20 protein-coding genes are annotated in these 22990 nt (G+C 74.2%); 12 read left to right on the plus strand and 8 right to left on the minus strand.

Annotated features, from left to right (window positions below):
• Window positions 1-48: 48 nt before the first annotated feature.
• The gene (locus ACIGXE_RS12605) at window positions 49-987 is read right to left on the minus strand and encodes an A/G-specific adenine glycosylase (protein ID WP_399746283.1); all 939 of its coding nucleotides are present in this window, start codon (window positions 985-987) and stop codon (window positions 49-51) included.
• A gap of 116 nt (window positions 988-1103) precedes the next feature.
• The gene (locus ACIGXE_RS12610) at window positions 1104-1751 is read right to left on the minus strand and encodes a phosphatase PAP2 family protein (protein WP_399746285.1); all 648 of its coding nucleotides are present in this window, start codon (window positions 1749-1751) and stop codon (window positions 1104-1106) included.
• Window positions 1752-1935: 184 nt separating this feature from the next.
• On the opposite strand from ACIGXE_RS12610, the gene ACIGXE_RS12615 reads away from it, so the two are divergent.
• Entirely contained in the window at window positions 1936-2766 is an 831-nt protein-coding gene (locus tag ACIGXE_RS12615; RefSeq protein WP_399746287.1) for a hypothetical protein, read from the plus strand.
• 81 nt (window positions 2767-2847) lie between these two features.
• Here the strand turns inward: ACIGXE_RS12615 and disA are convergent, their stop codons facing one another.
• A complete protein-coding gene (gene disA, locus ACIGXE_RS12620) occupies window positions 2848-3906 on the minus strand; it encodes a DNA integrity scanning diadenylate cyclase DisA (protein WP_399746379.1) in 1059 nt (352 codons plus the stop codon).
• A gap of 158 nt (window positions 3907-4064) precedes the next feature.
• A complete protein-coding gene (gene radA / locus ACIGXE_RS12625; protein WP_399746289.1) occupies window positions 4065-5468 on the minus strand; it encodes a DNA repair protein RadA in 1404 nt (467 codons plus the stop codon).
• Window positions 5469-5663: 195 nt separating this feature from the next.
• Between radA and ACIGXE_RS12630 the strand changes: the two genes are divergently transcribed.
• Window positions 5664-7355, plus strand: coding sequence for a hypothetical protein (locus tag ACIGXE_RS12630; RefSeq protein ID WP_399746291.1), 1692 nt, complete (start codon window positions 5664-5666; stop codon window positions 7353-7355).
• 210 nt (window positions 7356-7565) lie between these two features.
• Here ACIGXE_RS12630 and ACIGXE_RS12635 read toward each other — a convergent pair whose 3' ends face one another.
• Window positions 7566-8351: a hypothetical protein gene (locus tag ACIGXE_RS12635; RefSeq protein WP_399746381.1), complete on the minus strand. Its 786-nt coding sequence runs from the start codon at window positions 8349-8351 to the stop codon at window positions 7566-7568.
• 131 nt (window positions 8352-8482) lie between these two features.
• Here ACIGXE_RS12635 and ACIGXE_RS12640 point away from each other — a divergent pair, with 131 nt between their 5' ends.
• The 4 genes from ACIGXE_RS12640 to ilvD all read left to right on the plus strand — a co-directional run bounded on the left by ACIGXE_RS12640 (window position 8483) and on the right by ilvD (window position 12909).
• Window positions 8483-9409 carry a Ppx/GppA family phosphatase gene (locus ACIGXE_RS12640; RefSeq protein WP_399746293.1) on the plus strand — a complete coding sequence of 309 codons (927 nt, stop codon included), beginning with the start codon at window positions 8483-8485 and terminating at the stop codon, window positions 9407-9409.
• A 95-nt stretch (window positions 9410-9504) separates the two neighbouring features.
• Entirely contained in the window at window positions 9505-10350 is an 846-nt protein-coding gene (locus tag ACIGXE_RS12645) for a sugar phosphate isomerase/epimerase family protein (RefSeq protein ID WP_399746295.1), read from the plus strand.
• Window positions 10347-10961: a TetR family transcriptional regulator gene (locus ACIGXE_RS12650; RefSeq protein ID WP_399746297.1), complete on the plus strand. Its 615-nt coding sequence runs from the start codon at window positions 10347-10349 to the stop codon at window positions 10959-10961. Before ACIGXE_RS12645 ends, ACIGXE_RS12650 begins: the two co-directional genes overlap by 4 nt.
• A gap of 94 nt (window positions 10962-11055) precedes the next feature.
• The gene (ilvD, locus tag ACIGXE_RS12655) at window positions 11056-12909 is read left to right on the plus strand and encodes a dihydroxy-acid dehydratase (protein ID WP_399746299.1); all 1854 of its coding nucleotides are present in this window, start codon (window positions 11056-11058) and stop codon (window positions 12907-12909) included.
• An 897-nt stretch (window positions 12910-13806) separates the two neighbouring features.
• Here the strand turns inward: ilvD and ACIGXE_RS12660 are convergent.
• Window positions 13807-15948 (minus strand): PQQ-binding-like beta-propeller repeat protein, encoded by a 2142-nt coding sequence (locus ACIGXE_RS12660; protein ID WP_399746300.1) that lies wholly within the window; start codon window positions 15946-15948, stop codon window positions 13807-13809.
• Between the two features lie 170 nt (window positions 15949-16118).
• On the opposite strand from ACIGXE_RS12660, the gene ACIGXE_RS12665 reads away from it, so the two are divergent.
• The 5 genes from ACIGXE_RS12665 (at window position 16119) to proC (ending at window position 19718) form a co-directional block, all read left to right on the plus strand.
• Complete coding sequence (locus ACIGXE_RS12665; protein ID WP_399746302.1) at window positions 16119-16415, plus strand: SH3 domain-containing protein; 297 nt, start codon at window positions 16119-16121, stop codon at window positions 16413-16415.
• Between the two features lie 36 nt (window positions 16416-16451).
• Window positions 16452-16976, plus strand: coding sequence for a hypothetical protein (locus tag ACIGXE_RS12670; protein ID WP_399746304.1), 525 nt, complete (start codon window positions 16452-16454; stop codon window positions 16974-16976).
• Between the two features lie 241 nt (window positions 16977-17217).
• Entirely contained in the window at window positions 17218-18042 is an 825-nt protein-coding gene (locus ACIGXE_RS12675) for an ABC transporter ATP-binding protein (RefSeq protein WP_399746306.1), read from the plus strand.
• Window positions 18039-18824: an ABC transporter permease gene (locus ACIGXE_RS12680; RefSeq protein WP_399746308.1), complete on the plus strand. Its 786-nt coding sequence runs from the start codon at window positions 18039-18041 to the stop codon at window positions 18822-18824. The genes ACIGXE_RS12675 and ACIGXE_RS12680 overlap by 4 nt, the downstream gene beginning before the upstream one ends.
• Before the next feature lie 84 nt (window positions 18825-18908).
• Window positions 18909-19718, plus strand: a complete 810-nt coding sequence (gene proC, locus ACIGXE_RS12685; protein ID WP_399746311.1) for a pyrroline-5-carboxylate reductase — start codon at window positions 18909-18911, stop codon at window positions 19716-19718.
• 93 nt (window positions 19719-19811) lie between these two features.
• On the opposite strand, the gene ACIGXE_RS12690 is transcribed toward proC, so the two are convergent.
• Entirely contained in the window at window positions 19812-20411 is a 600-nt protein-coding gene (locus ACIGXE_RS12690; protein ID WP_399746313.1) for a cysteine hydrolase family protein, read from the minus strand.
• A gap of 74 nt (window positions 20412-20485) precedes the next feature.
• On the opposite strand from ACIGXE_RS12690, the gene ACIGXE_RS12695 reads away from it, so the two are divergent.
• The gene (locus ACIGXE_RS12695; protein ID WP_399746315.1) at window positions 20486-21496 is read left to right on the plus strand and encodes a GlxA family transcriptional regulator; all 1011 of its coding nucleotides are present in this window, start codon (window positions 20486-20488) and stop codon (window positions 21494-21496) included.
• Here ACIGXE_RS12695 and trpS read toward each other — a convergent pair.
• Window positions 21463-22461, minus strand: a complete 999-nt coding sequence (gene trpS, locus ACIGXE_RS12700; protein ID WP_399746317.1) for a tryptophan--tRNA ligase — start codon at window positions 22459-22461, stop codon at window positions 21463-21465. The two genes, ACIGXE_RS12695 and trpS, sit on opposite strands and share 34 nt — an antisense overlap.
• Window positions 22462-22990 lie beyond the last annotated feature (529 nt).

Below are 22990 nucleotides of genomic sequence, written 5' to 3' on the forward strand. Positions count from 1 at the left end.
GCCAGTGGCAGCCGGTAGCGCCTCAGGCCGGCGGCAGCCGGGAGGGACTCAGGTCAGCGGCAGCCGGTAGCGGCCGCCGTCCAGCGGCTCGACCAGGCCGTCGGCGACCAGGCCGTCGAGCGCGCGGGCGCGCTGCACCGGCTCGTCCCAGACCGCGTCCAGGTCCGCCTGGTCCACCGGGTCCACGGCCTCCCGCAGCACGGCGAGCAGCTTGCCCCGCACCTGCCGGTCCGTGCCCGCGTACGTCTGGCCGCGGCGCGGCGGTCCGTCGTGGGCCGGCTTCCCGGCCAGCCGCCACGCGCACCGGTCGGCCAGCGGGCAGCGCGCGCAGTCCTCGTTCTTCGCCGTGCAGACCAGCGCGCCCAGCTCCATGGAGGCCGCCGCCCAGCGGGCGGCCGTCGTCTCCTCCTCGGGCAGCAGCGCCCGGGCCAGCCGGCGCTCGGCGGCGGTCGTGGCGTTCGGCGGGTACTGCACGCCGGTCGCCGCCCGGGCGAAGACGCGGCGCACGTTCGTGTCGAGGACCGCGTGCCGCTGCCCGTACGCGAAGGAGGCCACCGCGGCCGCCGTGTACTCGCCGATCCCCGGCAGCGCGAGCAGCTGTCCGTGGTCGCTCGGTACGTCACCGCCGTGCCGCTCCGTTATGGCCACGGCCGCCGCGTGCAGCCGCAGTGCCCGGCGCGGATAGCCGAGCCGGCCCCAGGCGCGCACCGCCTCGCCGGGGGCCTCGCCGGCCAGGTCGGCGGGGCGCGGCCAGCGCGCCAGCCACTGCTCGTACACGGGCAGCACCCGTACGACCGGGGTCTGCTGGAGCATGAACTCGCTGACCATCACGCCCCACGCCCCGGCCTCGGGGCGGCGCCACGGCAGATCGCGGGCGTGCCGGTCGAACCAGGCGAGGACGGGCCCGTGCAGCTCGGCGGGGGCCACGGGGACGGCCACGGAGGCGGTCTCGGGGGAATCGGGGGATGCGGAGGAAGCGGTAGTCATGGCACCCCCGATCCTGGCACGTTCCCCGGACGATCAGCACGTGCCGTGACCCACGCCCCCGGGGCGCGCGGGGGCGTGAGCAGGGAGCGCGGGGGCGTGTCCTCCCGGCCGGGCGATCAGCGCACGGGGTCCGGCACGGGCGCGGGGGAGACTCCTCCGCGCCCCACGCACCACACCACCGCGCCGCTGCGGCTCGACCGCGCCGACTCCACGAGCGCGCGGACGGGACGCCGCGCCGCCTTGACGACGACGAAGGCGACCACGGCGCCGGCCAGCAGGCCGACCGTCACGTCGTGCGGGTAGTGGACGCCGACGAAGACCCGGGAGAAGGCCATCAGCAGGGCCATCGGGGCGGTCAGCCAGACGATCCCGCGCCAGGACAGGGCGAGCGCGACGGCCGCCGCGCCCGCGATGGCCGAGTGGTTGCTGGGGAAGGACCAGTCGCCGTGCGGCGGGCAGGCGACGAGCGACACCGGTGCCCCGGCCACCGCCCGGCACGGCCGCTCCTCGTCGATCAGCGACTTCAGGGCCTCGCTCACCAGGTAGCCGAAGGCCGTGGCGAGCGGGGCGAGGAGCGCGAGCGCCATGGCGTCGGACGACCCCCGGCGCATCCGCCACCAGCCGGCGACGAACAGCACCGCGAAGAGCAGCAACCCGAGTTCGGTCCACACCTCCGCGAGTTTCTGGAACCAGTGCGGGGTGGAGTGGGCGAACCTCGCGATGTCGAGGTACAGGCCGTCGGAGAGATGGGGCAGGGTGTTCATGGGCACGGACGTTATCTCGGAGCCGGGAGTCCCCGCCCGGGCCGAAGGACGACGGCCCTCCCCGACGAAAGCAGGGGTGAGGTGCGAGTTCCCGCTTCGGGCGGATGTGATCATCGGCAAAACTTGGTGCCTGGGGCGGCATGGGGGGCGGGAGTTGGCCCTGTTCTCTCGTAAGGTTCGTGCCGTGGGATCTCTGCGCAATCCGGTCGGGCCGCTTCCCTCCTCCATCTACTGGCGTCGGAGGGCGGTCGCGCTGTGCCTGATCGGCCTGCTCGCGCTGCTCGCCGTGTGGGCCGTCACCTCCGGTGGTGACCCCGGGGGCAGGAAGACGAACGACGGCGCCAACGGCGCTTCCCCCGCGCCCTCGATCACACCCGGCCCCTCCGGCACCGGCCCGGCGATCAGCCAACAGCCCGGCGGGCGCGACGAGTCGGGCGCCGGCGGCGACACCGAGGGCGGCGACGGCACGGGTGCCGGCGACGGCGGTACGGACGCGGGCGCGGACACCGGGGTCTCCGGCGGACAGAACGGCGGCAAGAACGGCGACACGGACGGCGCGGGCGGCGACGGCGGCGCGGGCACCGGAGCGGCACAGCAGGTTCCGGCCAATTCCCCGCTTCCGAACTGCGCGGCCGGCGCCCTGCAGTTGACCTTCCGCAGCACCAAGGTCGCCTACGAGCCCGGCGAGAAGCCCCGCTTCCAGCTGGTCGTCAAGAACACCTCGGCCACCGACTGCAAGGCCGATCTCGGCCCGAAGGCCGCCGTGTTGACGGTCCGTGACACCAAGGGCGTGCTGTGGTCCTCGAAGGACTGCCCGCGCGTCGCGCCCCCGCTGTTCCTGAAGGTCCCGGCCGGCACGACGGTCACCCACACCGTGGAGTGGGACCGCCGGCGCAGCGTCGCCCAGTGCGCGACCGCCCCGGCGGGCGAGGTCGGCCCCGGCAACTACCTGGTGGAGGCGGCGGTGCCGGGCCTGACGGTGTCGCCGGTGGCGTTCCGGCTGGACAAGGACTGAGCCGCGGCCCGAGGCGCCGGCCGAGCCGGGGCCGGATCGGGCCGGGGTGGGAGCACCGGCCCCCGACCTGTCCGGACCCCCTTAGACGTACCGCTCCAGGATCGACGACTCCGCGAGCCGCGACAGGCCCTCGCGGACGCTGCGCGCCCGGGCCTCGCCGACGCCGTCCACGGTCTGCAGGTCGTCCACGCTCGCCGCGAGCAGCTTCTGCAGCCCGCCGAAGTGCTCCACGAGCCGCTCGATGATCGCGCCCGGGAGGCGCGGCACCTTGGCGAGCAGCCGGTAGCCGCGCGGGGAGACCGCGGAGTCCAGGGTCTCGGGGGAGCCGCTGTAGCCGAGCGCCCGCGCCACTATGGGCAGTTCGAGCAGCTCGGCGTGGGTCAGCGCGTCCAGCTCGGTCAGCGCCTCGGCGACCGTACGGGACCGCTTGGCCGTCGGTTCGGGCACGTAGTCGCGGATGACCAGCTCGCGCTCCGGCTCCACGCCCGCGATCAGCTCGTCGAGCTGGAGCGAGAGGAGCCGGCCGTCGGTGCCGAGCTCGACGACGTACTCCGCGATCTCGGTGGCGATCCGGCGCACCATCTCCAGGCGCTGCGCGACGGCGGTGACGTCCCGGACGGTCACCAGGTCCTCGATCTCCAGGGCGGAGAGCGTGCCGGCCACCTCGTCCAGGCGCAGCTTGTACCGCTCCAGGGTCGCCAGGGCCTGGTTGGCGCGGGACAGGATCGCCCCCGACTCCTCCAGGACCCGGCGCTCGCCGTTGACGTACAGGGCGATCAGGCGCATCGACTGCGAGACCGAGACGACCGGGAAGCCGCACTGCTTGGAGACCCGGTCGGCCGTACGGTGCCGGGTGCCGGTCTCCTCGGTCGGGATGGACGCGTCCGGGACCAGCTGCACGCCGGCCCGCAGGATCTTGCTGATGTCCTTGTCGAGGACGAGCGCCCCGTCGAGCTTGCACAGCTCGCGCAACCGGGTCGCGGTGAACTCGACGTCGATCACGAAACCGCCGGTGCACATCGCCTCGACGGACTTGTCCATTCCCAGGACGATCAGGCCGCCGGTGTTGCCGCGGAGGATGCGTTCGAGCCCGTCACGGAGGGCGGTGCCGGGGGCGACGGCACTGAGCGACGCACGCATCAGTGCCTCGTTGTCCTTGGCTGCCACTGCACTCCTCCGGCTCGTACGGATGGGCGAGACCAGGGCAAAGTCTAGCGACACCGCCCCGCCGCCCTCCGCCGCGCGCCGGGAGCCCGCCCCCGGACCGGGCGGGCCACGTCCCTCTCGCCGTCCCTGTCCTACCCCTCCGCCTCCTGCGGCGCACGCGTCCGGCGGCTGCGCGGCAGCACCCGCAGGGCGTCGCCCATGTCGGCCACCTCGGTGACCTTCATGCCCGCCGGGACCTTGCCGGGATCGCTCGGGACCAGCGCGTGCGTGAAGCCGAGCCGGTGCGCCTCCGCGAGCCGGCGCTGGACGCCCGTCACCCGGCGGACCTCGCCCGCGAGGCCGACCTCGCCGATCGCGACCAGGTTCTTCGGCAGCGGGGTGTCGCTGGCGGCGGACGCCAGGGCGAGCGCGATGGCCAGGTCGGCGGCGGGCTCGGACAGCTTCACGCCGCCGACCGTCGCGCTGTAGATGTCGCGCTTGCCCAGCGCGCTGATCCGGCCGCGCTGCTCCAGGACCGCCAGCATCATCGAGACCCGGGAGGTCTCCAGACCGGAGGTGGTGCGGCGCGGAGAGGGGATCTGCGAGTCCACCGTCAGCGCCTGCACCTCGGCCACCAGTGGCCGGCGGCCCTCCAGCGTGACCGTCAGACAGGTGCCGGGCACGGCCACGTCCCGGCGGGTCAGGAACAGGCCCGAGGGGTCGGCGAGCCCCGTGATGCCCTCGTCGTGCAGCTCGAAGCAGCCGACCTCGTCGGTCGCCCCGTACCGGTTCTTCACGCCCCGGACCAGGCGCAGCCGGGCGTGCCGGTCGCCCTCGAAGTGCAGCACCACGTCCACCAGGTGCTCCAGGAGCCGGGGGCCGGCGATCGCGCCGTCCTTGGTGACGTGGCCGACGAGCAGCGTGGACATGCCCCGCTCCTTGGAGGCCCGGATCAGGGCGCCGGCCACCTCACGGACCTGGGCCATGCCGCCGGGCGCGCCGTCGATCTCGGGCGAGGCGACGGTCTGCACCGAGTCGAGGACCAGCAGCGAGGGCTTGACCTCGTCCAGATGGGCGAGCACGGCGGACAGGTCGGTCTCGGCCGCCAGATAGAGGTGGTCGCTGAGCGCGTTGATCCGGTCGGCGCGCAGCCGGACCTGGCTCGCGGACTCCTCGCCCGTGACGTACAGCGTGCGGTGGGCGTCGCTGGCCGCCTTGGCCGCCACGTCGAGCAGCAGCGTGGACTTGCCGACGCCCGGCTCGCCGGCGATCAGCACCACCGCGCCCGGCACCAGCCCGCCGCCGAGCACCCGGTCGAGCTCGTCGACCCCGGTGCCGCGGGCGGTCGCCTGCCGCCCGTCCACCTGCCCGATCGGCAGCGCGGCGCTGGAGACCCGCCCGGCCGCGGTGGTCCGCACGGCGGGCGCGCCGTACTCCTCGACCGTCCCCCAGGCCTGGCACTCCGGGCAACGTCCGAGCCATTTGGCGGTCTGCCAGCCGCACTCGGTGCAGCGGTAGGACGGCCGGTCCTTGGCGGTTTTGGTACGAGCAGCCATGAGCGACACCGTAGCCCCCGCCACTGACAGCCCGGACCCGACGAGGACGGATCGGTGGAGGAGCGACTTCGAACACACAGGAATCCGGACGGAGGTCCGGGTTCCTGTCCCCCTTCGTGTAGCGCCTTCACCCGTACGGATTAAAAGCGTGCAAGCGGTACGAAGACCCCCCGCCCACCCGCCTACGGTCGCCCAGTGACGAGCAGCAGGCTGGAACAACCCCCCCGAAGCACCGGAGGCCCCCGCACCCTCGGCCAGCGGCCCCCCGCCCGGTACGAGGAGTACCTGGACGGCCTCTTCACGTACTGCCTCTCGGTGCTCTGCGACCACGACGCGGCCACCGCCGTCCTCGGCGACGTCCTCGCCGTCGCCGAGCGCCATCACGGCCGCTGCCCCGCCGACGAGTCCGGCCGCCGGGCCTGGCTCTACGCCCTGGCCCGCTGGGCCTGTCTGCGCAGCCTCGGCGAGCAGCGCCGCAAGCGGCAGGGCGCCCACACCGGCCGCCCCGCGGCCGCCGAGCCCGCCGGGCGCCGGGTGTCGCCCGAGGTCGCCGAGCGGCGCCGGGCCGAACTCGCCGCGCTCGCCTGGCCCGAGGCTGCCGGCACCACGCCGGAGCAGCGCGAGGCCCTGGAGCTCGCCGTCCGGCACGGGCTCGGCCACCGGGAGGTCGCCGCCGTGCTCTCCCTCGACCCGCTCGCCGCCCGGGAGCTGCTCTCCTCCGCCGGCTGCGAGGTCGAACGCACCCGCGCCGCCCTCGCCGTCGTCGAGACCGGCGACTGCCCCACCGTCGCCCGGCTGACCGGCGACCACCAGGTGCTGCTCTCCGCCGCGCTGCGCGCCGAGCTCGTCCGGCACGTCGACGACTGCCCGCGCTGCCGCCGCGCCGCCGAACGGGCCGGCGCCGGCGGCCCCTGGCCGGGCGCCGCCGCCACGCCGGCCGGCCGGCTCCCGATCGTCGAGGCGCCGCGCGCCGCCGCGTACGTCGCGATGCTGCACGTCCCGCGGGCCCGGGCCGCCGCCCCCCGCTTCGGACCGACCGGCTTCCCGATGGACCCGAAGGACCACGCGGCCCGCCGCGACCGGATGCGGGCCCGCGCCGTGACCACCACCGTGGTCGCCGCGGTCGTCGCCGCCCCGGTCCTCGCCCTGTGGGCCTCGTACCGGGGCACGCCGGTCGCGGAGGAGGGCCCGGACGGCGCCCGGATCAGCGCGCGCGAGGCCGACCAGCCGGGCGGCTCGCGCGGCGGCACCGACGGCCGCGCGGGCGGGCGCTACGAGAACGCCGGCAACGCCCGCACCGACCCCGACCCCCGGTTCACCCGCGGCAGCCGCTCCCCGGACGTCTCGGTCGAGGTGATCAGCCCCGGCGCGCCCCCCGGCCCGCCCCTGCCGGGCCGCCCGGCGCCCGCCCGGATCACCGTCGCCGCGCGCGGCAGCGGCGCCACGACCCTGCTCACCCTCACCAACGAGGGCGGCGCGCCCACCGCCTGGGCGCTCTGGTCGGACGCGCCCTGGCTGTACGTGAGCCAGGCCTCCGGCACCCTCCACCCCGGCGAGTCCGTCACCGTCCGGATCTTCGTCGACCGCTCCCACGAGCCGCCCGGCGCCTGGAGCGCCCGGGTCGGCGTCAATCCCTCGGGCGCGGTGGTGCGGATCGACGGGAACGGGGCGACGCCGCCCACCACGGAGCCGACCACGCCGCCGGCCACCCAGGAGCCGACGACCCCCCAGCCGACCAGCGAACCGCCGACCACCCCGCCGCCGACGACGACCGAGCCCACGACGCAGCCCCCGACGACGGAACCCACCACCGGTCCGACGACGCAAGCGCCCACGGACCCGGCCACCGACCCCCCGAGCACGGACCCCGCACCCTCCGCCCCGTAGGGGGCGGAGGCTACGGGGAGCGGGAGCTACGGCGGGCGGCACCTACGGTGGACGGACCCACCGCGGACGGGCCCTGGGTCGGGCGGCACCTACGGTGGGCGGGCCTACCCGCAGGCGGGCCAGGGCAGGCGGGCCAGGGCGGGCGGGCCAGAGCGGGCGGACCGACGGAGGGCGGCCCTACGCAGGGCGGCCCCCACGGCGCACCGGGACCTACGGCGCCGGGTCGGCCGGGTGCGGTGCGACCAGCGGCAGCTGCGAGGCGAGCCGCGCCTCGCACAGCCCGACCAGCACGTCGTACGCCGCCTGGCCCATCATCTCGACGAGCTCCGGCCGGTAGGAGACGAACACCGGCTCCTTGCCGACGTGGGCCGAGCTCGCGGTCGTGCAGTACCAGTGCAGGTCGTGGCCGCCCGGACCCCAGCCGCGCCGGTCGTACTCGCCGATCGACACCTGGAGCACCCGCGTGTCGTCGGGCCGGTCGATCCAGTCGTAGGTCCGCCGCACCGGCAGCTGCCAGCACACGTCCGGCTTGGTCTCCAGCGGCTCCCGGCCCTCCCGCACGGCCAGGATGTGCAGCGAGCAGCCCGCGCCGCCCGCGAAGCCGGGGCGGTTCTGGAAGATGCAGGAGCCCTGCCAGCGGCGGGTCTGCCGGTCGCCGTCCTCGTCGACCTGCACCCAGCCCGACTCCGTACCCACGCCGTGGAACTCCCACAGCTCCGGTGTGAGCCGGGCCACGTGCTCCGCGACCCGCTTCTCGTCGTCCTCGTCGGAGAAGTGCGCGCCGAGCGTGCAGCAGCCGTCGTCGGCCCGCCCCTCCTGGATGCCCTGGCAGCCGTTGCCGAAGATGCAGGTCCAGCGGGACGTCAGCCAGGTCAGGTCGCAGCGGTAGACCTGTTCCTCGTCCTCCGGGTCGGCGAACTCCACCCAGGCCCGCGGGAAGTCCAGGCCCTTCTCGTCGGGCTCCTCGCCCTTGGCCCGCTTCTTCCCGACCTTCACGGCCTTGGCCGCGTGCGCGGCCCTCGCGGCCTTCGCGGCGCTCTCGTCGGCACTGGCTTTGTCCGGCTTCGCCTTTTTCGTCTTTGGCACAAGTCCAAGCGTATGCGGGTGCGCGCAGTAGCGTTCCGTCCATGAGACTCGGAGTCCTCGACGTCGGTTCGAACACAGTGCACCTGTCGGTGGTGGACGCCCACCCCGGCGCCCGTCCGCTGCCCGCCCACTCGCACAAGGCGGAGCTGCGGCTCGCCGAGCTCCTCGACGAGCGCGGAGCGATCGCGGACGCGGGGGTCGAGCGGCTCGTCGCCACGGTCTGCGACGCGCTCACGGCCGCCGAGGACAAGGGCTGCGAGGAGGTCCTGCCGTTCGCGACCTCGGCGGTGCGCGAGGCCAGCAACGCCGACGCGGTGCTCGCCCGCGTGTACGAGGAGACCGGGATCGCGCTCCAGGTGCTCACCGGCGAGGAGGAGGCCCGGCTCACCTTCCTGGCCGCCCGGCGCTGGTTCGGCTGGTCCGCGGGCAAGCTCTTCCTCCTGGACATCGGCGGCGGCTCGCTGGAGGTCGCCTTCGGCATCGACGAGGAGCCCGACACGGCCGTCTCGCTGCCGCTCGGCGCCGGCCGGCTCACCTCCGGCTGGCTGCCGGGGGACCCGGCGGACCCGGAGGACGTGAAGGCGCTGCGCCGCCACGTGCGGGCACAGATCGCCCGGACGGTCGGCGAGTTCAGCCGCTTCGGCCGCCCCGACCACGTCGTGGCCACCTCGAAGACCTTCAAGCAGCTGGCGCGCATCGCCGGCGCCCCCGGCTCCGGCTTCGGGCTCTACGTCCAGCGCACCCTCACCCGCAAGGCCCTGGAGGAGTGGCTGCCGCGGCTCGCCGCCATGACGGTGGCCGAGCGCTCCGCCCTCCCGGGCGTCTCCGAGGGCCGGGCCGGCCAGCTCCTCGCGGGCGCCCTGGTCGCGGAGGGCGCCATGGACCTGTTCGGCGTCGACGAGCTGGAGATCTGCCCGTGGGCGCTGCGGGAGGGCGTGATCCTGCGCCGCCTGGACCACCTCCCGTAGCGGGCGTCCCGCCCCCTCCGTGGCCGGCGACCCGACGGCACCGGGGTGACCGGAACCACGCCCCGGTCCTCCGGCCCGCCCCGTACGCTGTCTCCGTGGCAGAACCAGCGGTGCGCATCCCGGATGCGAAGGTCGCGCTGTCGACGGCCTCGGTGTATCCGGAGTCGACGGCGACGGCCTTCGAGGTCGCCGCGCGCCTCGGCTACGACGGGGTCGAGATCATGGTGTGGACCGATCCGGTCAGCCAGGACATCGAGGCCCTGCGCCGCCTGTCGGACTACCACCAGGTGCCGATCCTCGCCGTGCACGCCCCCTGCCTCCTGATCACCCAGCGCGTCTGGTCCACCGACCCGTGGGTCAAGCTCCAGCGGGCCCAGGCGGCGGCCGAGAAGCTCGGCGCCTCGACGGTCGTCGTGCACCCGCCGTTCCGCTGGCAGCGCCAGTACGCGCGGGACTTCGTCACCGGCATCTGGCGGATGGCCGACGAGACGGACGTGCGGTTCGCGGTGGAGAACATGTACCCGTGGCGGTACAAGGACCGCGAGATGCTCGCGTACGCCCCCGAGTGGGACGTCACCAAGGACGACTACCGGCACTTCACCGTCGACCTCTCGCACACGGCGACCGCCCGCACCGACACCCTCGCGATGGTCGACCGCATGGGCGACCGCCTCGGTCACGTCCACCTCGCCGACGGGCGCGGCTCCGCCAAGGACGAGCACCTGGTGCCGGGCCGCGGCAACCAGCCGTGCGCCGAGCTCCTGGAGCGGCTGGCCCGCAACGGCTACGACGGGCACGTCGTCATCGAGGTCAACACCCGCCGCGCCATGTCCTCCGCCGAACGCGAGGCCGATCTCGCCGAGGCCCTCGCCTTCACCCGGCTCCACCTGGCCGCCGCCCCGGGGGCCCCGGCGGTTCCGCCCCGGGTGCCCGGCGCATGACGGACCCGTCCCCCCGGCGGCGCGGCCGCCCCTCCCGTACCGCCGCGGAGGAGAGCGGACCGGGCGCGCGCGAGCGGATCCTGGAGGCGGCGCGGACCCAGTTCGCCGAGCGGGGCTACGACAAGACCTCGGTGCGCGCCATCGCGAAGGCCGCCGGGGTCGACCCGGCGCTCGTGCACCACTACTTCGGCACGAAGGACGAGGTGTTCGCGGCGGCCGTCGAGGTCTCCTTCGAGCCGGCGGCCGTCGTGCCGGCGATCGTCGGCGGCCCGCGCGAGGCGATCGGCGAGCGGCTCGCCCGCTTCTTCATCTCGGTGTGGGAGAACCCGGCGACCCGCGCCCCGCTGCTCGCGATCATCCGTTCCGCGCTGACCCACGAGGCGGCGGCGAAGGTGCTGCGGGGCTTCGTGCTGCGCCGGCTGCTGGAGCGCATCGCCGCCGAGCTCGATGTACCGGAGCCGAAGTTCCGGGCCGAGCTGGCCGCCTCGCACATGATCGGTATCGCGATCCTGCGGTACGTGATCCAGGTCGAGCCGCTGGCCTCGGCGGATCCGGAGGAGATCGTGGCGCAGGTGTCGCCGACCCTCCAGCGCTACCTGACCGAAGGCTGAACACCCGTCCCGCATAGCGGACGGCATGTCCAGATCTTGGAGTCGAAGCGTACGCTCGACTTCAGACACATCCATCCCTGAGGAGCGAGCGACGATGCCCCAGCTGAGGTCCCGCACTGTCACCCACGGCCGCAACATGGCGGGCGCCCGCGCCCTTATGCGCGCCTCCGGTGTACCGGGCGCGGACATCGGACGGAAGCCGATCATCGCGGTGGCGAACTCCTTCACCGAGTTCGTCCCCGGTCACACCCACCTGCAGCCGGTGGGCCGGATCGTCTCCGAGGCCATCACGGCCGCCGGCGGCATCGCGCGCGAGTTCAACACGATCGCCGTCGACGACGGCATCGCCATGGGCCACGGCGGCATGCTCTACAGCCTGCCCTCCCGCGACCTGATCGCCGACAGCGTGGAGTACATGGTCGAGGCGCACTGCGCCGACGCCCTGATCTGCATCTCCAACTGCGACAAGATCACCCCCGGCATGCTGATGGCCGCCCTGCGCCTCAACATCCCGACGGTCTTCGTCTCCGGCGGCCCCATGGAGTCCGGCCGCGCCACGCTCGTCGACGGCACCGTCCGCACCCTCGACCTGGTCGACGCGATCTCCGAGGCCGTGAACGACAAGGTCTCCGACGAGGACATCCTCCGCATCGAGGAGAACGCCTGTCCGACCTGCGGCTCCTGTTCCGGCATGTTCACCGCCAACTCGATGAACTGCCTGACCGAGGCCATCGGCCTCTCCCTGCCCGGCAACGGCACCACCCTCGCCACCCACACCGCCCGCCGCGCGCTGTACGAGAACGCCGCCCGCACCGTCGTCGACCTCACCCGTCGCTACTACGACGAGGACGACGCCTCCGTGCTCCCGCGGAGCATCGCCACCCGCGCCGCCTTCGAGAACGCCATGGCCCTCGACATCGCCATGGGCGGCTCCACGAACACGATCCTGCACCTGCTCGCCGCCGCGCAGGAGGCCGAGCTGGACTACGGCCTGAGCGACATGGACGCCGTCTCGCGCCGCGTTCCCTGCCTGGCCAAGGTCGCCCCGAACGTCGCGCCGCGCGGCACGTACTACATGGAGGACGTGCACCGGGCCGGCGGCATCCCCGCCATCCTGGGCGAGCTGCACCGCGCGGGCCTGCTCAACGAGGACGTCCACGCCGTCCACAGCCCGTCCCTCGCGGACTGGCTGAAGAACTGGGACGTGCGCGGCGGCTCCCCCTCCGAGGAGGCCGTCGAGCTGTGGCACGCGGCCCCCGGCTGCGTCCGCTCCGCCGAGGCCTTCTCGCAGTCCGAGCGCTGGGACAGCCTCGACACGGACGCCGAGGGCGGCTGCATCCGCGACGGCGCCCACGCCTACTCCAAGGACGGCGGCCTCGCCGTGCTCCGCGGCAACATCGCCGTCGACGGCTGCGTCGTGAAGACGGCCGGCGTCGACGAGTCCATCTGGACCTTCGAGGGCCCGGCGGTCGTCTGCGACTCGCAGGAGGAGGCCGTCGAGAAGATCCTCAACAAGCAGGTCAAGGACGGCGACGTGGTCGTCATCCGCTACGAGGGCCCCAAGGGCGGCCCCGGCATGCAGGAGATGCTCTACCCGACCTCCTTCCTCAAGGGCCGCGGCCTGGGCAAGACCTGCGCGCTGGTCACCGACGGACGCTTCTCCGGCGGCACCTCGGGCCTCTCCATCGGCCACGCCTCCCCGGAGGCCGCCTCGGGCGGCACGATCGCCCTCGTCGAGGACGGCGACCGGATCCGCATCGACATCCCGAGCCGTGCGATCGAGCTCCTGGTCGACGACGCCACCCTGGCCGCCCGCCGCGAGGCGCTGAACGGCGTCTACGCCCCGAAGAACCGCGAGCGCAAGGTCTCGGCGGCGCTGCGGGCGTACGCGGCGATGGCGACGAGCGCCGACAAGGGCGCAGTCCGCGACGTCACCAAGCTCACCTGACCCTCCCCCGCAGTGGCGGCCCCACCGGGGGCCGCCCCCCCACCGGCCCGGGCTCACAATGCGCGGCTGCCCCCCCACCGGCCGGGGCGGCTCCCGCCGGGGGCGCCGTCCCCACCGGGCCGGCTCCCACCCCGAGGGCGCGCCCGACGTCGCCCCGTTGCGTCCTCGCAAACCGGCCGCGACCCCGCCAGCCGTCGGCACCGCCCAGCCTGAACCCGGCCCGCCCTGCCGCGTGCCGCGCCCGCCCTGAACCGCGCCCGCCCTGCCGCGTGCCGCGCCCGCCCCTCGCTGGGCGCTGACGACGCTCGCCGTCCTCGTTGTGGGCAGTCGTTCCGCTGGGGCGGAACGGGTGGGCACAACGGAACGCAGCGCCTTGCCGCGCCCAGGCCCCTACCGCCCTGACGCTCGCCACGGGAGCGCGGCGCCGTAAAGGGCTGGCGTAGGTGCAGTGAGCGGGGCGCGCCGCCAGGCGCGGTCCCGTGTGCCCACCCGTCCCGCCCCAGCGGGACGATTGCCCACACGGAGGCCGGCGGGCGTGCCCACCCGCGGGGGCGGCGGGCGTGTCCGCAGGGGGCGGGGGCCCGCACCGTGGTTGGGCGTGGCCCCCCGGAGCGGGTGCGCTCTCGCGGAGGGCGGCGGACGTGTCTGCAAGGGGGACGGGGCCAGCACTGTGGATGGGCCCAGCCGGAGGCGGGCGTGCTCGCGCCGACGTCGGCGGGCGTGTCCGCACGGGGGTCGAGGGCCCGCACCCGGGTGGGCGTGTCCGCGCGGAGGTCGGGGGCCCGCACCGGGATGGGGCGTGCCCGCGCGGGGGTCGCGGGGCCCGCACCGGGATTGGGCGGGTCCGCGGGGAGGTTTGGCGGGGGCCGGGCCGCGGGCGGTGCCGCCCGGTGGGGGTTACCAGGTCGACGGGTCGCGGCCGTCCACGGCGAAGACCGAGCCGTCCGGAGCCGTCCCGTACACCCGGTTCCCGGCCGCCACCGGCGCCGGCACCGACGGCACGTACCCCAGCCGCCCACCCCCCAGCCGCGGCCGCGTCTGCCCGAGGAGGAGACCGCGCGCCGTGTCGACGGCGAGCAGCCGGCCGTCGGAGGCGGAGACGTACAGCCGGTCCCCGTCGGCGGGCGTGGGCGCCGACACGTTGCCGCTGCCGGTCTCCAGCTCCCACAGGATCCGCTGCCCGTCGAGGTCGACGGCCATCAGATGCCCGAGCCCGGTCAGCAGGTACGCGGTCGAGCCCCGCACGGCGATCGCCGGGTTGTCCACGCGGTACGGCAGCGCGAAGCGCCGGGTCTCGTTCCGCGCGGGGTCGTGACGGACCAGGGCCTGGGCCGCCGTACCCCGGTAGGCGTCGGACAGCACCAGCGCGCCGCCGTCCCCGTACCCGACCGGCGTCAGATCGCCCTTGAGGCGGTGCGACCAGAGGACGTCGCCGGTGGCCGGCCGTATCCCGCTGACCTGGGTGTGCCCGCCGTCGGCGGCCCGCTCGTAGACGGTGAGCAGCCCGCCGGCGGGGTCGTACGGGCCGAGCTGCGGAACGCCGTGTCCGGGCAGGGCGTGGCGCCACACCTGCGCACCGGTGCGGGTGTCGACGGCGCGGAGCTGCCGGGTGTTGTCGGAGAGGACGACGACCGGACCGGCCGGCCGCCGGTTCTCCGCCACGGACGGATGGGTGCGCCAACCGGGCCGGCCGTCCCCGGCGGCGAGACCGCGCAGGTCTCCGCCCGCGCCGGCGACGGCGACCGTGTCGCCGGACAGCACGGCGGGGGCTTCGGTCACGCCCAAGGAGCCGCTCTCGGCGGGCCGCGACCAGACGACCCGTCCGGTCGAGGCGTCGAGCCGGGCGACGGCGACACCGGGGCCCGAGCAGTAGAGGGCGTTCCCGGCGAGCGCGCAGGCGGGCGCGGCGGGCACGTCGCCCTCGGCGAGCGGCGTCTGCCAGCCGCTGAACGACTTGGCGGCCTCCGCGGGGTGCGCCGGTGCGGCCGGCGCCGTGCCGTCCCGGGCCCCGAGCAGGGCGACGGTGCCGCCCGCCGCCAGGGCGAGCAGGACGCCGAGGGCGATCGGCAGCCGCCGGCCGCGACGCTTGCGCGGGACCGCGGACCGTACCGGCGTGTCGGCGTCCCACGCCCCGGAGGGGACCGCGGCGGGGGAGGGCGCGGCGGCGGGGCTCAGGGCGCGCCGCTGGGCGGGTATGAAGGCGGTCGCCTCGTACGAGGGCGGCAGCAGCGCCGCCATGATCTCGGCGGGCGTGGGCCGTTCGGCCGGCTCCTTGGCCAGGCAGCGGGCCACCAGCGGCGCCAGCTCCTCCGGAACGCCCGTCAGATCCGGCTCGTCGTGGACTACCTGGTACGCCACGATGTACGGGCTGTCGGAGTCGAAGGGCCCGTGACCGGTGGCCGCGTGCACGAGGACGGAGCCGAGCGCGAACACGTCCGCGGCCGGCCCGACCTCGCGGGGCCGCTGGAACTGCTCGGGCGCCATGAACGGCGGCGAGCCGATCAGCTTCCCGGTCTCCGTGCGCAGATCGCTGTCGACCGGCCGGGAGATCCCGAAGTCGATGACCTTCGGCCCGGAGTCGGTCAGCAGGACGTTGCTCGGCTTGAGGTCGCGGTGGACCACGCCCGCCCGGTGGATGTCGCGCAGCGCCTCCGCGAGTCCGGCGGTGAGCCGGCGCAGCTCGGCGCGGGACAGCGGGCCGCTCCGCTTCACCTGGTCGGCGAGGGTGGGGCCGGGCACGTAGAGGGTGGCCATCCAGGGGCGTACGGCGTCGGGGTCGGCGTCCACGACGGGCGCGGTGAAGGCGCCGCTCACCCGGCGCGCGGCCGCGACCTCCTGCCGGAAGCGGGCCCGGAACTCCGGGTCCTCCGCGTACTGCCCGTGCACCACCTTGACCGCGAGGCGCAGCCCCGAGGCGGAGGTGGCGAGGTGGACGACACCCATGCCGCCGGAGCCGAGGCAGGCCTGGAGCCGGTACTCGCCCGCGTAGTCGGGCTCTTCCGCGCCCCGGCCGGCACCGGTACTGCGCAACGGCGGCATCGCCAACCCCCGTGTGGTTCCCCGTCGAGTCCGCGCGCGTGCGCGACGCACGGAGCCTAGTCGATGGTGCTGCCGAAGTCGGTGGGGCTTGCTAGCCTGCGCGTCGCGCAGCGTGAAATTCACCGGAGCGCTTTCGAGGAAGCGCTTGTGCGCCGGACGGGGGAGTGGAAATGAGCACCGAGAACGAGACGCTGGAGTCCGTGACGGCCACGACGGAGGTCGCCTCCTACCCGGTCGCCCCGGGGTACCGGGTGAACGTGCGCTCGGGACCGGGCACCAAGTACCCGGTCGTGCGCGTGCTGCCGGCGGGTGCCTGGGTGTCGATCTACTGCCAGACGCCGGGCGAGCGCATCACCGGCCCCTACGGCACCACCGACATCTGGGACAACATCGGCAGCGGCCAGTTCATCTCCGACGCCTATGTGCACACCGGCAGCGACGGCTACGTGACCCGCCGCTGCGGCTGACGGCGGCCGTCTCCCCGCCCGGGGATAATCGATTCCGTGAGCGATGAGAAGCCCGTGATCGGCGAGCACCAGAGCAAGGCCGGCACGCCCGCCGGGCCACGGCCCGAGGAGCTCCGCTTCTTCGGCACGACATGGGTGGACCACAGCGGCCGTTACGGGCTGCGCCGCGTCGGCGTGGCCCTCGGCTCGCTCGCCGCCGCCGTCGCGGGCTGCCTCGTGCTGCGCTTCGCCTACGAGGGCCTGGAGATCGCGGACGTCGGCGGCTTCGTCAACGGGCTCGTGGTGGTGATGTTCGCGGTCTGCAGCGCGATCGCCTTCCGCAAGACCTGGGAGGGCTTCGTCCGCCGGCCGGCCGACCCGGCCCGCGAGGAGGCCCTGCGCAGCCTGAAGGCCATCGGCTTCATCGGCTCGCTCCTCGCGTACTTCGTGCGCAGCCTCACCGAGGCGCCCGGCGAGAGGCTGCTGCGCACGGAGTACGAGGAGGCCGTGACGCGCTACGAGAAGCGCCGCTCCGGCCGCACGGGCAACCCGTCGGCCCGCAAGAAGCCCAAGCGCCGCTAGCGGGCCACCCGGAGGGCCCGTCTTCCCGGTGCTCCCCGGGGCCTGTCTTCTCGACGTCCCCCGGGGCCTGTCACCAGACACCCCCCCAGGGCCGGTCTTCCCGCCCCCCAGGGCTCGTCTTCCCGACGCCCCCCGGGGCCTGTCTTTCCAACACCCCCCAGCAGACCCCTTCCAAGGACCCCGGACGAGATCTCGTCCGGGGTCCTTGACGTGCGGCACCCTCCGGCCCACTATTCATCACATGATGAATAAAACCGGTGAGGCCGGCCCCGGCGCCCCCGTCGAGGCCGCCCCGACCGCCGGCGCAGCCATCACCGCGACCGCCCTCACCGTCGTACGCGGCGACCGCACCGTCCTGCGCGGCCTCGACTTCACCGTCCCCCGCGGCCGCATCACCGGCCTCCTCGGCCCCTCCGGCTGCGGCAAGACGACGCTCATGCGCGCCGTCGTCGGCACCCAGGCCAAGGTCACCGGCACCCTCGACGTCCTCGGCCGGCCCGCCGGCGACCTCGCCCTGCGCTCCCGCATCGGCTACGTCACCCAGGCGCCCTCCGTCTACGACGACCTCACCGTCCGCCAGAACCTCGACTACTTCGCCGCCGTGCTCCTCCCCGGCCGGGCCCACCGCGCCGAGCGCCACGCCGCCGTCGACCGGGCCATCGCCGACGTCGACCTCACCTCCCGCGCCGGCGCCCTCGCCGGCCGCCTCTCCGGCGGTCAGCGCAGCCGCGTCTCGCTCGCCGTCGCGCTCCTCGGCGCCCCCGAACTCCTCGTCCTCGACGAACCCACCGTCGGCCTCGACCCGGTCCTCCGCCGCGACCTGTGGGACCTCTTCCACCGCATCGCCGCCGACCGCGGCACCACGCTCCTGGTCTCCTCCCACGTCATGGACGAGGCCGAGCGCTGCCACCGGCTGCTCCTGCTCCGCGAGGGAGAACTCCTCGCCGAGGACACCCCGGAGGCCCTGCGCCGCCGCAACGACACCGCCACCGTCGAGGACGCCTTCCTCCACCTCGTCGACGCCGCCGCGGCCCGCGCCGCCCAGGCCACCAAGGAGCAGCCGTGACCGCCCGCCCGACGCCCACCACCCCTGCGAGCACGCGCCTCGCGGACTCCTGCTCCCGCGCCCTCGCCACCGCCGCCCGCGTGCTGCGCCAACTCCGCCACGACCCGCGGTCGATCGCCCTGATGCTCCTCGTGCCCTGCCTGATGCTCGTCCTGCTCCGCTACGTCTTCGACGGCAGCCCGCAGACCTTCGACGGCATCGGCGCCTCGCTCCTCGGCATCTTCCCGCTGATCACCATGTTCCTGGTGACCTCCATCGCGACCCTGCGCGAGCGCACCTCCGGCACCCTCGAACGCCTCCTCGCCATGCCCCTCGGCAAAGGCGACCTGATCGCCGGCTACGCCCTCGCCTTCGGCCTGGTCGCCGTCGTCCAGTCCCTCCTCGCCACCGGCCTCGCCGTGTGGTTCCTCGGCCTCGACGTCATCGGCTCCCCCTGGCTGCTCCTCCTCGTCGCCCTCCTCGACGCCCTGCTGGGCACCGCCCTCGGCCTCTTCGTCTCGGCCTTCGCCGCCTCCGAGTTCCAGGCCGTCCAGTTCATGCCGGCCGTGATCTTCCCCCAGCTGCTGCTGTGCGGCCTGTTCACCCCGCGCGACCGGATGGCCCCCGCCCTCGAAGCGATCTCCGACGTCCTGCCCATGTCCTACGCCGTCGACGGCATGAACCAGGTCCTGCGCCACACCGACGTCACCGCCGACTTCCTCCGCGACGCCCTGGTGGTCGCCGGCTGCGCCGTCCTCGTCCTCGCCCTCGGCGCGGCCACCCTCCGCCGCCGCACCGCATGACCGCCCCTCGGACACCCGCGCCACGGCGGGCGGCCCGGTGCGAGGATGGCGACACGTAACCCTTCCGGCGAGGTGAACAGAGCCATGACCCAGACCGTCGCAGTCCTCGGCACCGGCAAGATCGGTGAAGCGCTCCTCAGCGGCATGATCCGCGCCGGCTGGCGCCCCGCCCACCTCCTGGTCACCGCCCGCCGCACCGAACGCGCCGAGGAACTCCACGCCCGCTACGGGGTCGAGGCGGTCAGCAACGCGGACGCCGCCAAGCGCGCCGACACCCTCATCCTCGCCGTGAAGCCCCAGGACATGGGCCGGCTCCTCGACGAGCTCGCCCCGCACGTCGCCGACGACCGCCTCGTCATCAGCGCCGCCGCCGGCATCCCGACCGCCTTCATCGAGGAGCGCCTGGCCCCGGGCACCCCGGTCGTCCGCGTCATGCCCAACACCCCCGTCCTCGTCGACGAGGGCATGTCCGTGATCTCCGCCGGCAGCCACGCCACCCACGAACACCTCGTCCACACGGAGGAGATCTTCGGTGGCGTCGGCAAGACCCTGCGCGTCCCCGAGTCCCAGCAGGACGCCGCCACCGCCCTCTCCGGCTCCGGCCCGGCCTACTTCTACTACCTCGTCGAAGCCATGACCGACGCCGGCATCCTCCTCGGCCTGCCCCGCGCCCAGGCCCACGACCTGATCGTGCAGGCCGCCATCGGCGCCGCCGTCATGCTCCGCGACAGCGGCGAACACCCGGTCAAGCTCCGCGAGGCCGTCACCTCCCCGGCCGGCACCACCATCTCCGCCATCCGCGAGCTGGAGAACCACGGCGTCCGGGCCGCCCTCATCGCCGCCCTGGAAGCCGCCCGCGACCGCAGCCGCGAACTCGCCTCCGGCAACGGCTGACGCCCGGGGCGCGGATGGGGCCGCCCCGGCCGCGAACGGCCGACCCGCGCACCCACCAACGGCTGACCGCCCCCGGCCGCCGCGCCGGCGTCGCTAGCGCGCGCCCGCCCCCTTCAGCACGTCCTCCGTGGTCACGACCCGGGCGAACCGCCCACCGTGCAGCGACACCGCCGTCGCCCGGGTCAGCTCCTCCGCACTCCGCGTCCAGCCGAACGGCCCGGCCAGGTCGAAGGTGTGCATCGCGTCGATCGGGAACACCACGTCGTACCCGAGGTTCCCGCCCATCCGCGCGGTCGTCTCGTTGCACATGTTGGTCTGGATCCCGACGATCACGATCTGCCCGACCCTCGCGCCCTTCAGCCAGGCGTCCAGATCCGGCTCCCCGTAGAAGGCCGAGTTCACGCTCTTCGTGACCAGCAGCTCCGGCCCCGCCCCCTTTCCCCGCCGCTCCTCGACGACGTCCTTGAACTCGTTGCCCACCGTCCCCGCCTGAAGCGGCGACCCCTCCCGCGGCGAGTCGTGCCGCACGAAGACGACCGGCCGCCCCGTCTCCTGCCACCGCTCGATCAGGGCCGCGATGTTCCCCTCGGCCTCCGGGTTGTCCCGCCGCCCCCAGAACCCCTCGTCGTCGAACCCCTTCTGTACGTCGATGACCACCAGCGCCGCGTTCTCGTTGATCTCCGTGATCTCCATGCCCACGATCCTGCCGCCGGTCCTCCGCCCACCCCAGAGGAAGAAAAGCCGGCGATCGATGGGTTACTGCCACCATGACGGCAGACCACGCGACCCCTCAGCGCATCGCCCTCCTCGCCTTCCCCGGCATCCGGGCCTTCGACGTCTCCGTGATCACCGAGGTCTGGGGCAGCGACCGCCGCACCCGGGGCGTCCCTCCCTTCGAACTCCGCCGCGTCGCCACCGACCCGGCCACCCCCGTCCCCCTCCGCGGCGGACTCCACCTCACCCCCGACCGCCCGCTCGACTGGCTCGACGGACTCACCACCACCGACCTCGTCCTGGTCCCCGGCATCGAGGACCCCGACGCCGACTTCCCCCCGCCCGTCCTCGACGCACTACGCCGCGCCCACACCGCGGGCATCCCGGTCGCCTCCCTCTGCGCGGGCGCCTTCGTCCTCGCCCGTGCCGGCCTCCTCGACCACCGCCGCGCCGTCACCCACTGGCACCTGGCCGCGACCCTCGCCGAGCGCCACCCCCAGGTCACCGTCGAACCCGAGGCCCTCTACGTCGAGGACACCGGTATCTGGACCTCCGCCGGCACCGCCGCCGGTATCGACCTGTGCCTCCACCTCGTCCGCACCGCCCACGGCGCCGAAGTCGCCGCCACCATCGCCCGCTCCATGGTCACCGCCCCCTTCCGCACCGGCACCCAGGCCCAGTTCATCGAACGCCCCACGCCGCGCGCCGACCGCGACGCCGACGCCCTCGCCGCCGTCCGCGCCCACGCCCTCGCGACCCTCGACCAGCCCCACACCGTCGCCGGCCTGGCCGCCCACGCCGGCATGTCCCCCCGCTCCTTCGCCCGCCACTTCCAGGCCACCACCGGCACCACCCCCCTCCACTGGCTCATCACCCAGCGCGTCGCCGCCGCCCAGAAACTCCTCGAACTCACGGATCACCCCCTCCCCGAAGTGGCCCGCCGCGCGGGCTTCGGCAGCGAGGTCACCATGCGCCAGCACTTCGCCACACACCTCGCCACCAGCCCGCGCGACTACCGCAACGCCTTCCGTCAGACGGCCGGCAACAGCCCGATCGCCCGATAGGCCGCGTCGACCAGCGGCCGCGCCGTCCCGCGCGCCCGCTCCGCCCCCTCCCGCAGCACCTTGTCCACGTGCCCCGGATCCGCCGCGAGCTCGGCATGCCGCTCCCGCACCGGCCGCAGCAGCTCCACCACCGCCTCCGCCGTGTCCTTCTTCAACGCTCCGTACGACTCGTATACACCGGCAAGCTCGATCGGGTTCCCACCTGTCGCCGCCGCCAGCAGATCCAGCAGGTTCGCGACCCCAGGACTGGCCTCCGGGTCATGGACGACCTCACGCCCGCTGTCCGTCACCGCCCGCATGACCTTCCGCCGCACGGTGTCCGCGTCGTCGAGCAGATAGACGATCCCGGCCCCGTTCTCGTGCGACTTCCCCATCTTCGACGTCGGGTCCTGCAGATCCATGACCCGCGCCGCCACCACCGGGTTCGTCGCCTTCGGCACCGTGAACACATGCCCGTACCGGTGGTTGAACCGCACCGCGAGATCCCGTGCCAGCTCCACGTGCTGCGTCTGGTCCTCGCCGACCGGCACCTCGTCGGTCCCGTACGCCAGGATGTCCGCCGCCATCAGCGCCGGATACGTCAGCAGCGACAGCCGCACGCCCTGCCCGGCGTCCCGCGCCCGGACGCTCTTCTCCTTGTACTGGATCATCCGGCGCATCTCGCCGTCCGTGGCCACGCACTCCATCAGATACGAGAGCCGCGCGTGCTCGTCCACATGGCTCTGCACGAACACCGTGCACCGCTCCGGATCCAGCCCCGCCGCCAGCAGCAGCGTCGCCGCCTGACGGCTCAGCCGTCGCACCCGCGCCGGATCGTGCTCCACCGTCAGCGCGTGCAGGTCCACGACGCTGAACAGCGCGTCCGCCCGGTGCTGGTCCACCTCGACCCACTGCCGCACGGCCCCGAGGTAGTTGCCCAGCGTCAGGTGCCCGGTCGGCTTCACCCCACTGAAGATCCGCTTCATCGTGCTCTTCTCCCTCTCTCCTGGCTGCTCTCTGTCTGAGCGCCGCCGACCCGTCGGCCGGACTCCCGGAGGGGGAAGCACGAACGGCCGCCGAGGCGGCGGCCGTGTCTCCACGCGTGAGTACGGGCCGCCGTCAGGCGGCCCACCACTGGGTGGTGTGCGCACGCGTAGTCATACGCGGAGGGTACGCCCCAGGCCCGGGGTTGACACGGGATTAAGCGATCCGTAGTGTTCTCCGGGTTGTCCGACGTGAGCACCGACTCCGGTCGGCCCCGGACAGCCATTCCGCAAGAACCACCAACGCCTGACGGCGTCGATTCGTCGTGCCGTCCTGTGTTTCCGTGCGTTTTTGCGAAATGAGGAATCCGCGTTCGAAGGTTTGAGCGCGAGCCGCCGATTAGCGTCGGGGGCGGGGAATCCGCTAAAGTCTCACTCGTCGGAACGGCCCAACAGCCGGGAAGACAACTCCCGCTGACTGGGAATCAGACGCCGAAAGGATCTGATAGAGTCGGAACCGCCGGAAGGGCCC

This window comes from Streptomyces sp. NPDC053431, from assembly GCF_044544925.1.
Lineage (GTDB): Bacteria > Actinomycetota > Actinomycetes > Streptomycetales > Streptomycetaceae > Streptomyces.

Coding starts and splice junctions, on each gene's coding strand:
- ACIGXE_RS12605 (WP_399746283.1), bottom strand. CDS start 987: ATGACTACCGCTTCCTCCGCATCCCCCGATTCCCCCGAGACCGCCTCC.
- ACIGXE_RS12610 (WP_399746285.1), bottom strand. CDS start 1,751: ATGAACACCCTGCCCCATCTCTCCGACGGCCTGTACCTCGACATCGCG.
- disA (WP_399746379.1), bottom strand. CDS start 3,906: ATGCGTGCGTCGCTCAGTGCCGTCGCCCCCGGCACCGCCCTCCGTGAC.
- radA (WP_399746289.1), bottom strand. CDS start 5,468: ATGGCTGCTCGTACCAAAACCGCCAAGGACCGGCCGTCCTACCGCTGC.
- ACIGXE_RS12640 (WP_399746293.1), top strand. CDS start 8,483: ATGAGACTCGGAGTCCTCGACGTCGGTTCGAACACAGTGCACCTGTCG.
- ACIGXE_RS12650 (WP_399746297.1), top strand. CDS start 10,347: ATGACGGACCCGTCCCCCCGGCGGCGCGGCCGCCCCTCCCGTACCGCC.
- ilvD (WP_399746299.1), top strand. CDS start 11,056: ATGCCCCAGCTGAGGTCCCGCACTGTCACCCACGGCCGCAACATGGCG.
- ACIGXE_RS12660 (WP_399746300.1), bottom strand. CDS start 15,948: ATGCCGCCGTTGCGCAGTACCGGTGCCGGCCGGGGCGCGGAAGAGCCC.
- ACIGXE_RS12665 (WP_399746302.1), top strand. CDS start 16,119: ATGAGCACCGAGAACGAGACGCTGGAGTCCGTGACGGCCACGACGGAG.
- ACIGXE_RS12675 (WP_399746306.1), top strand. CDS start 17,218: ATGATGAATAAAACCGGTGAGGCCGGCCCCGGCGCCCCCGTCGAGGCC.
- proC (WP_399746311.1), top strand. CDS start 18,909: ATGACCCAGACCGTCGCAGTCCTCGGCACCGGCAAGATCGGTGAAGCG.
- ACIGXE_RS12690 (WP_399746313.1), bottom strand. CDS start 20,411: ATGGAGATCACGGAGATCAACGAGAACGCGGCGCTGGTGGTCATCGAC.
- ACIGXE_RS12695 (WP_399746315.1), top strand. CDS start 20,486: ATGACGGCAGACCACGCGACCCCTCAGCGCATCGCCCTCCTCGCCTTC.
- trpS (WP_399746317.1), bottom strand. CDS start 22,461: ATGAAGCGGATCTTCAGTGGGGTGAAGCCGACCGGGCACCTGACGCTG.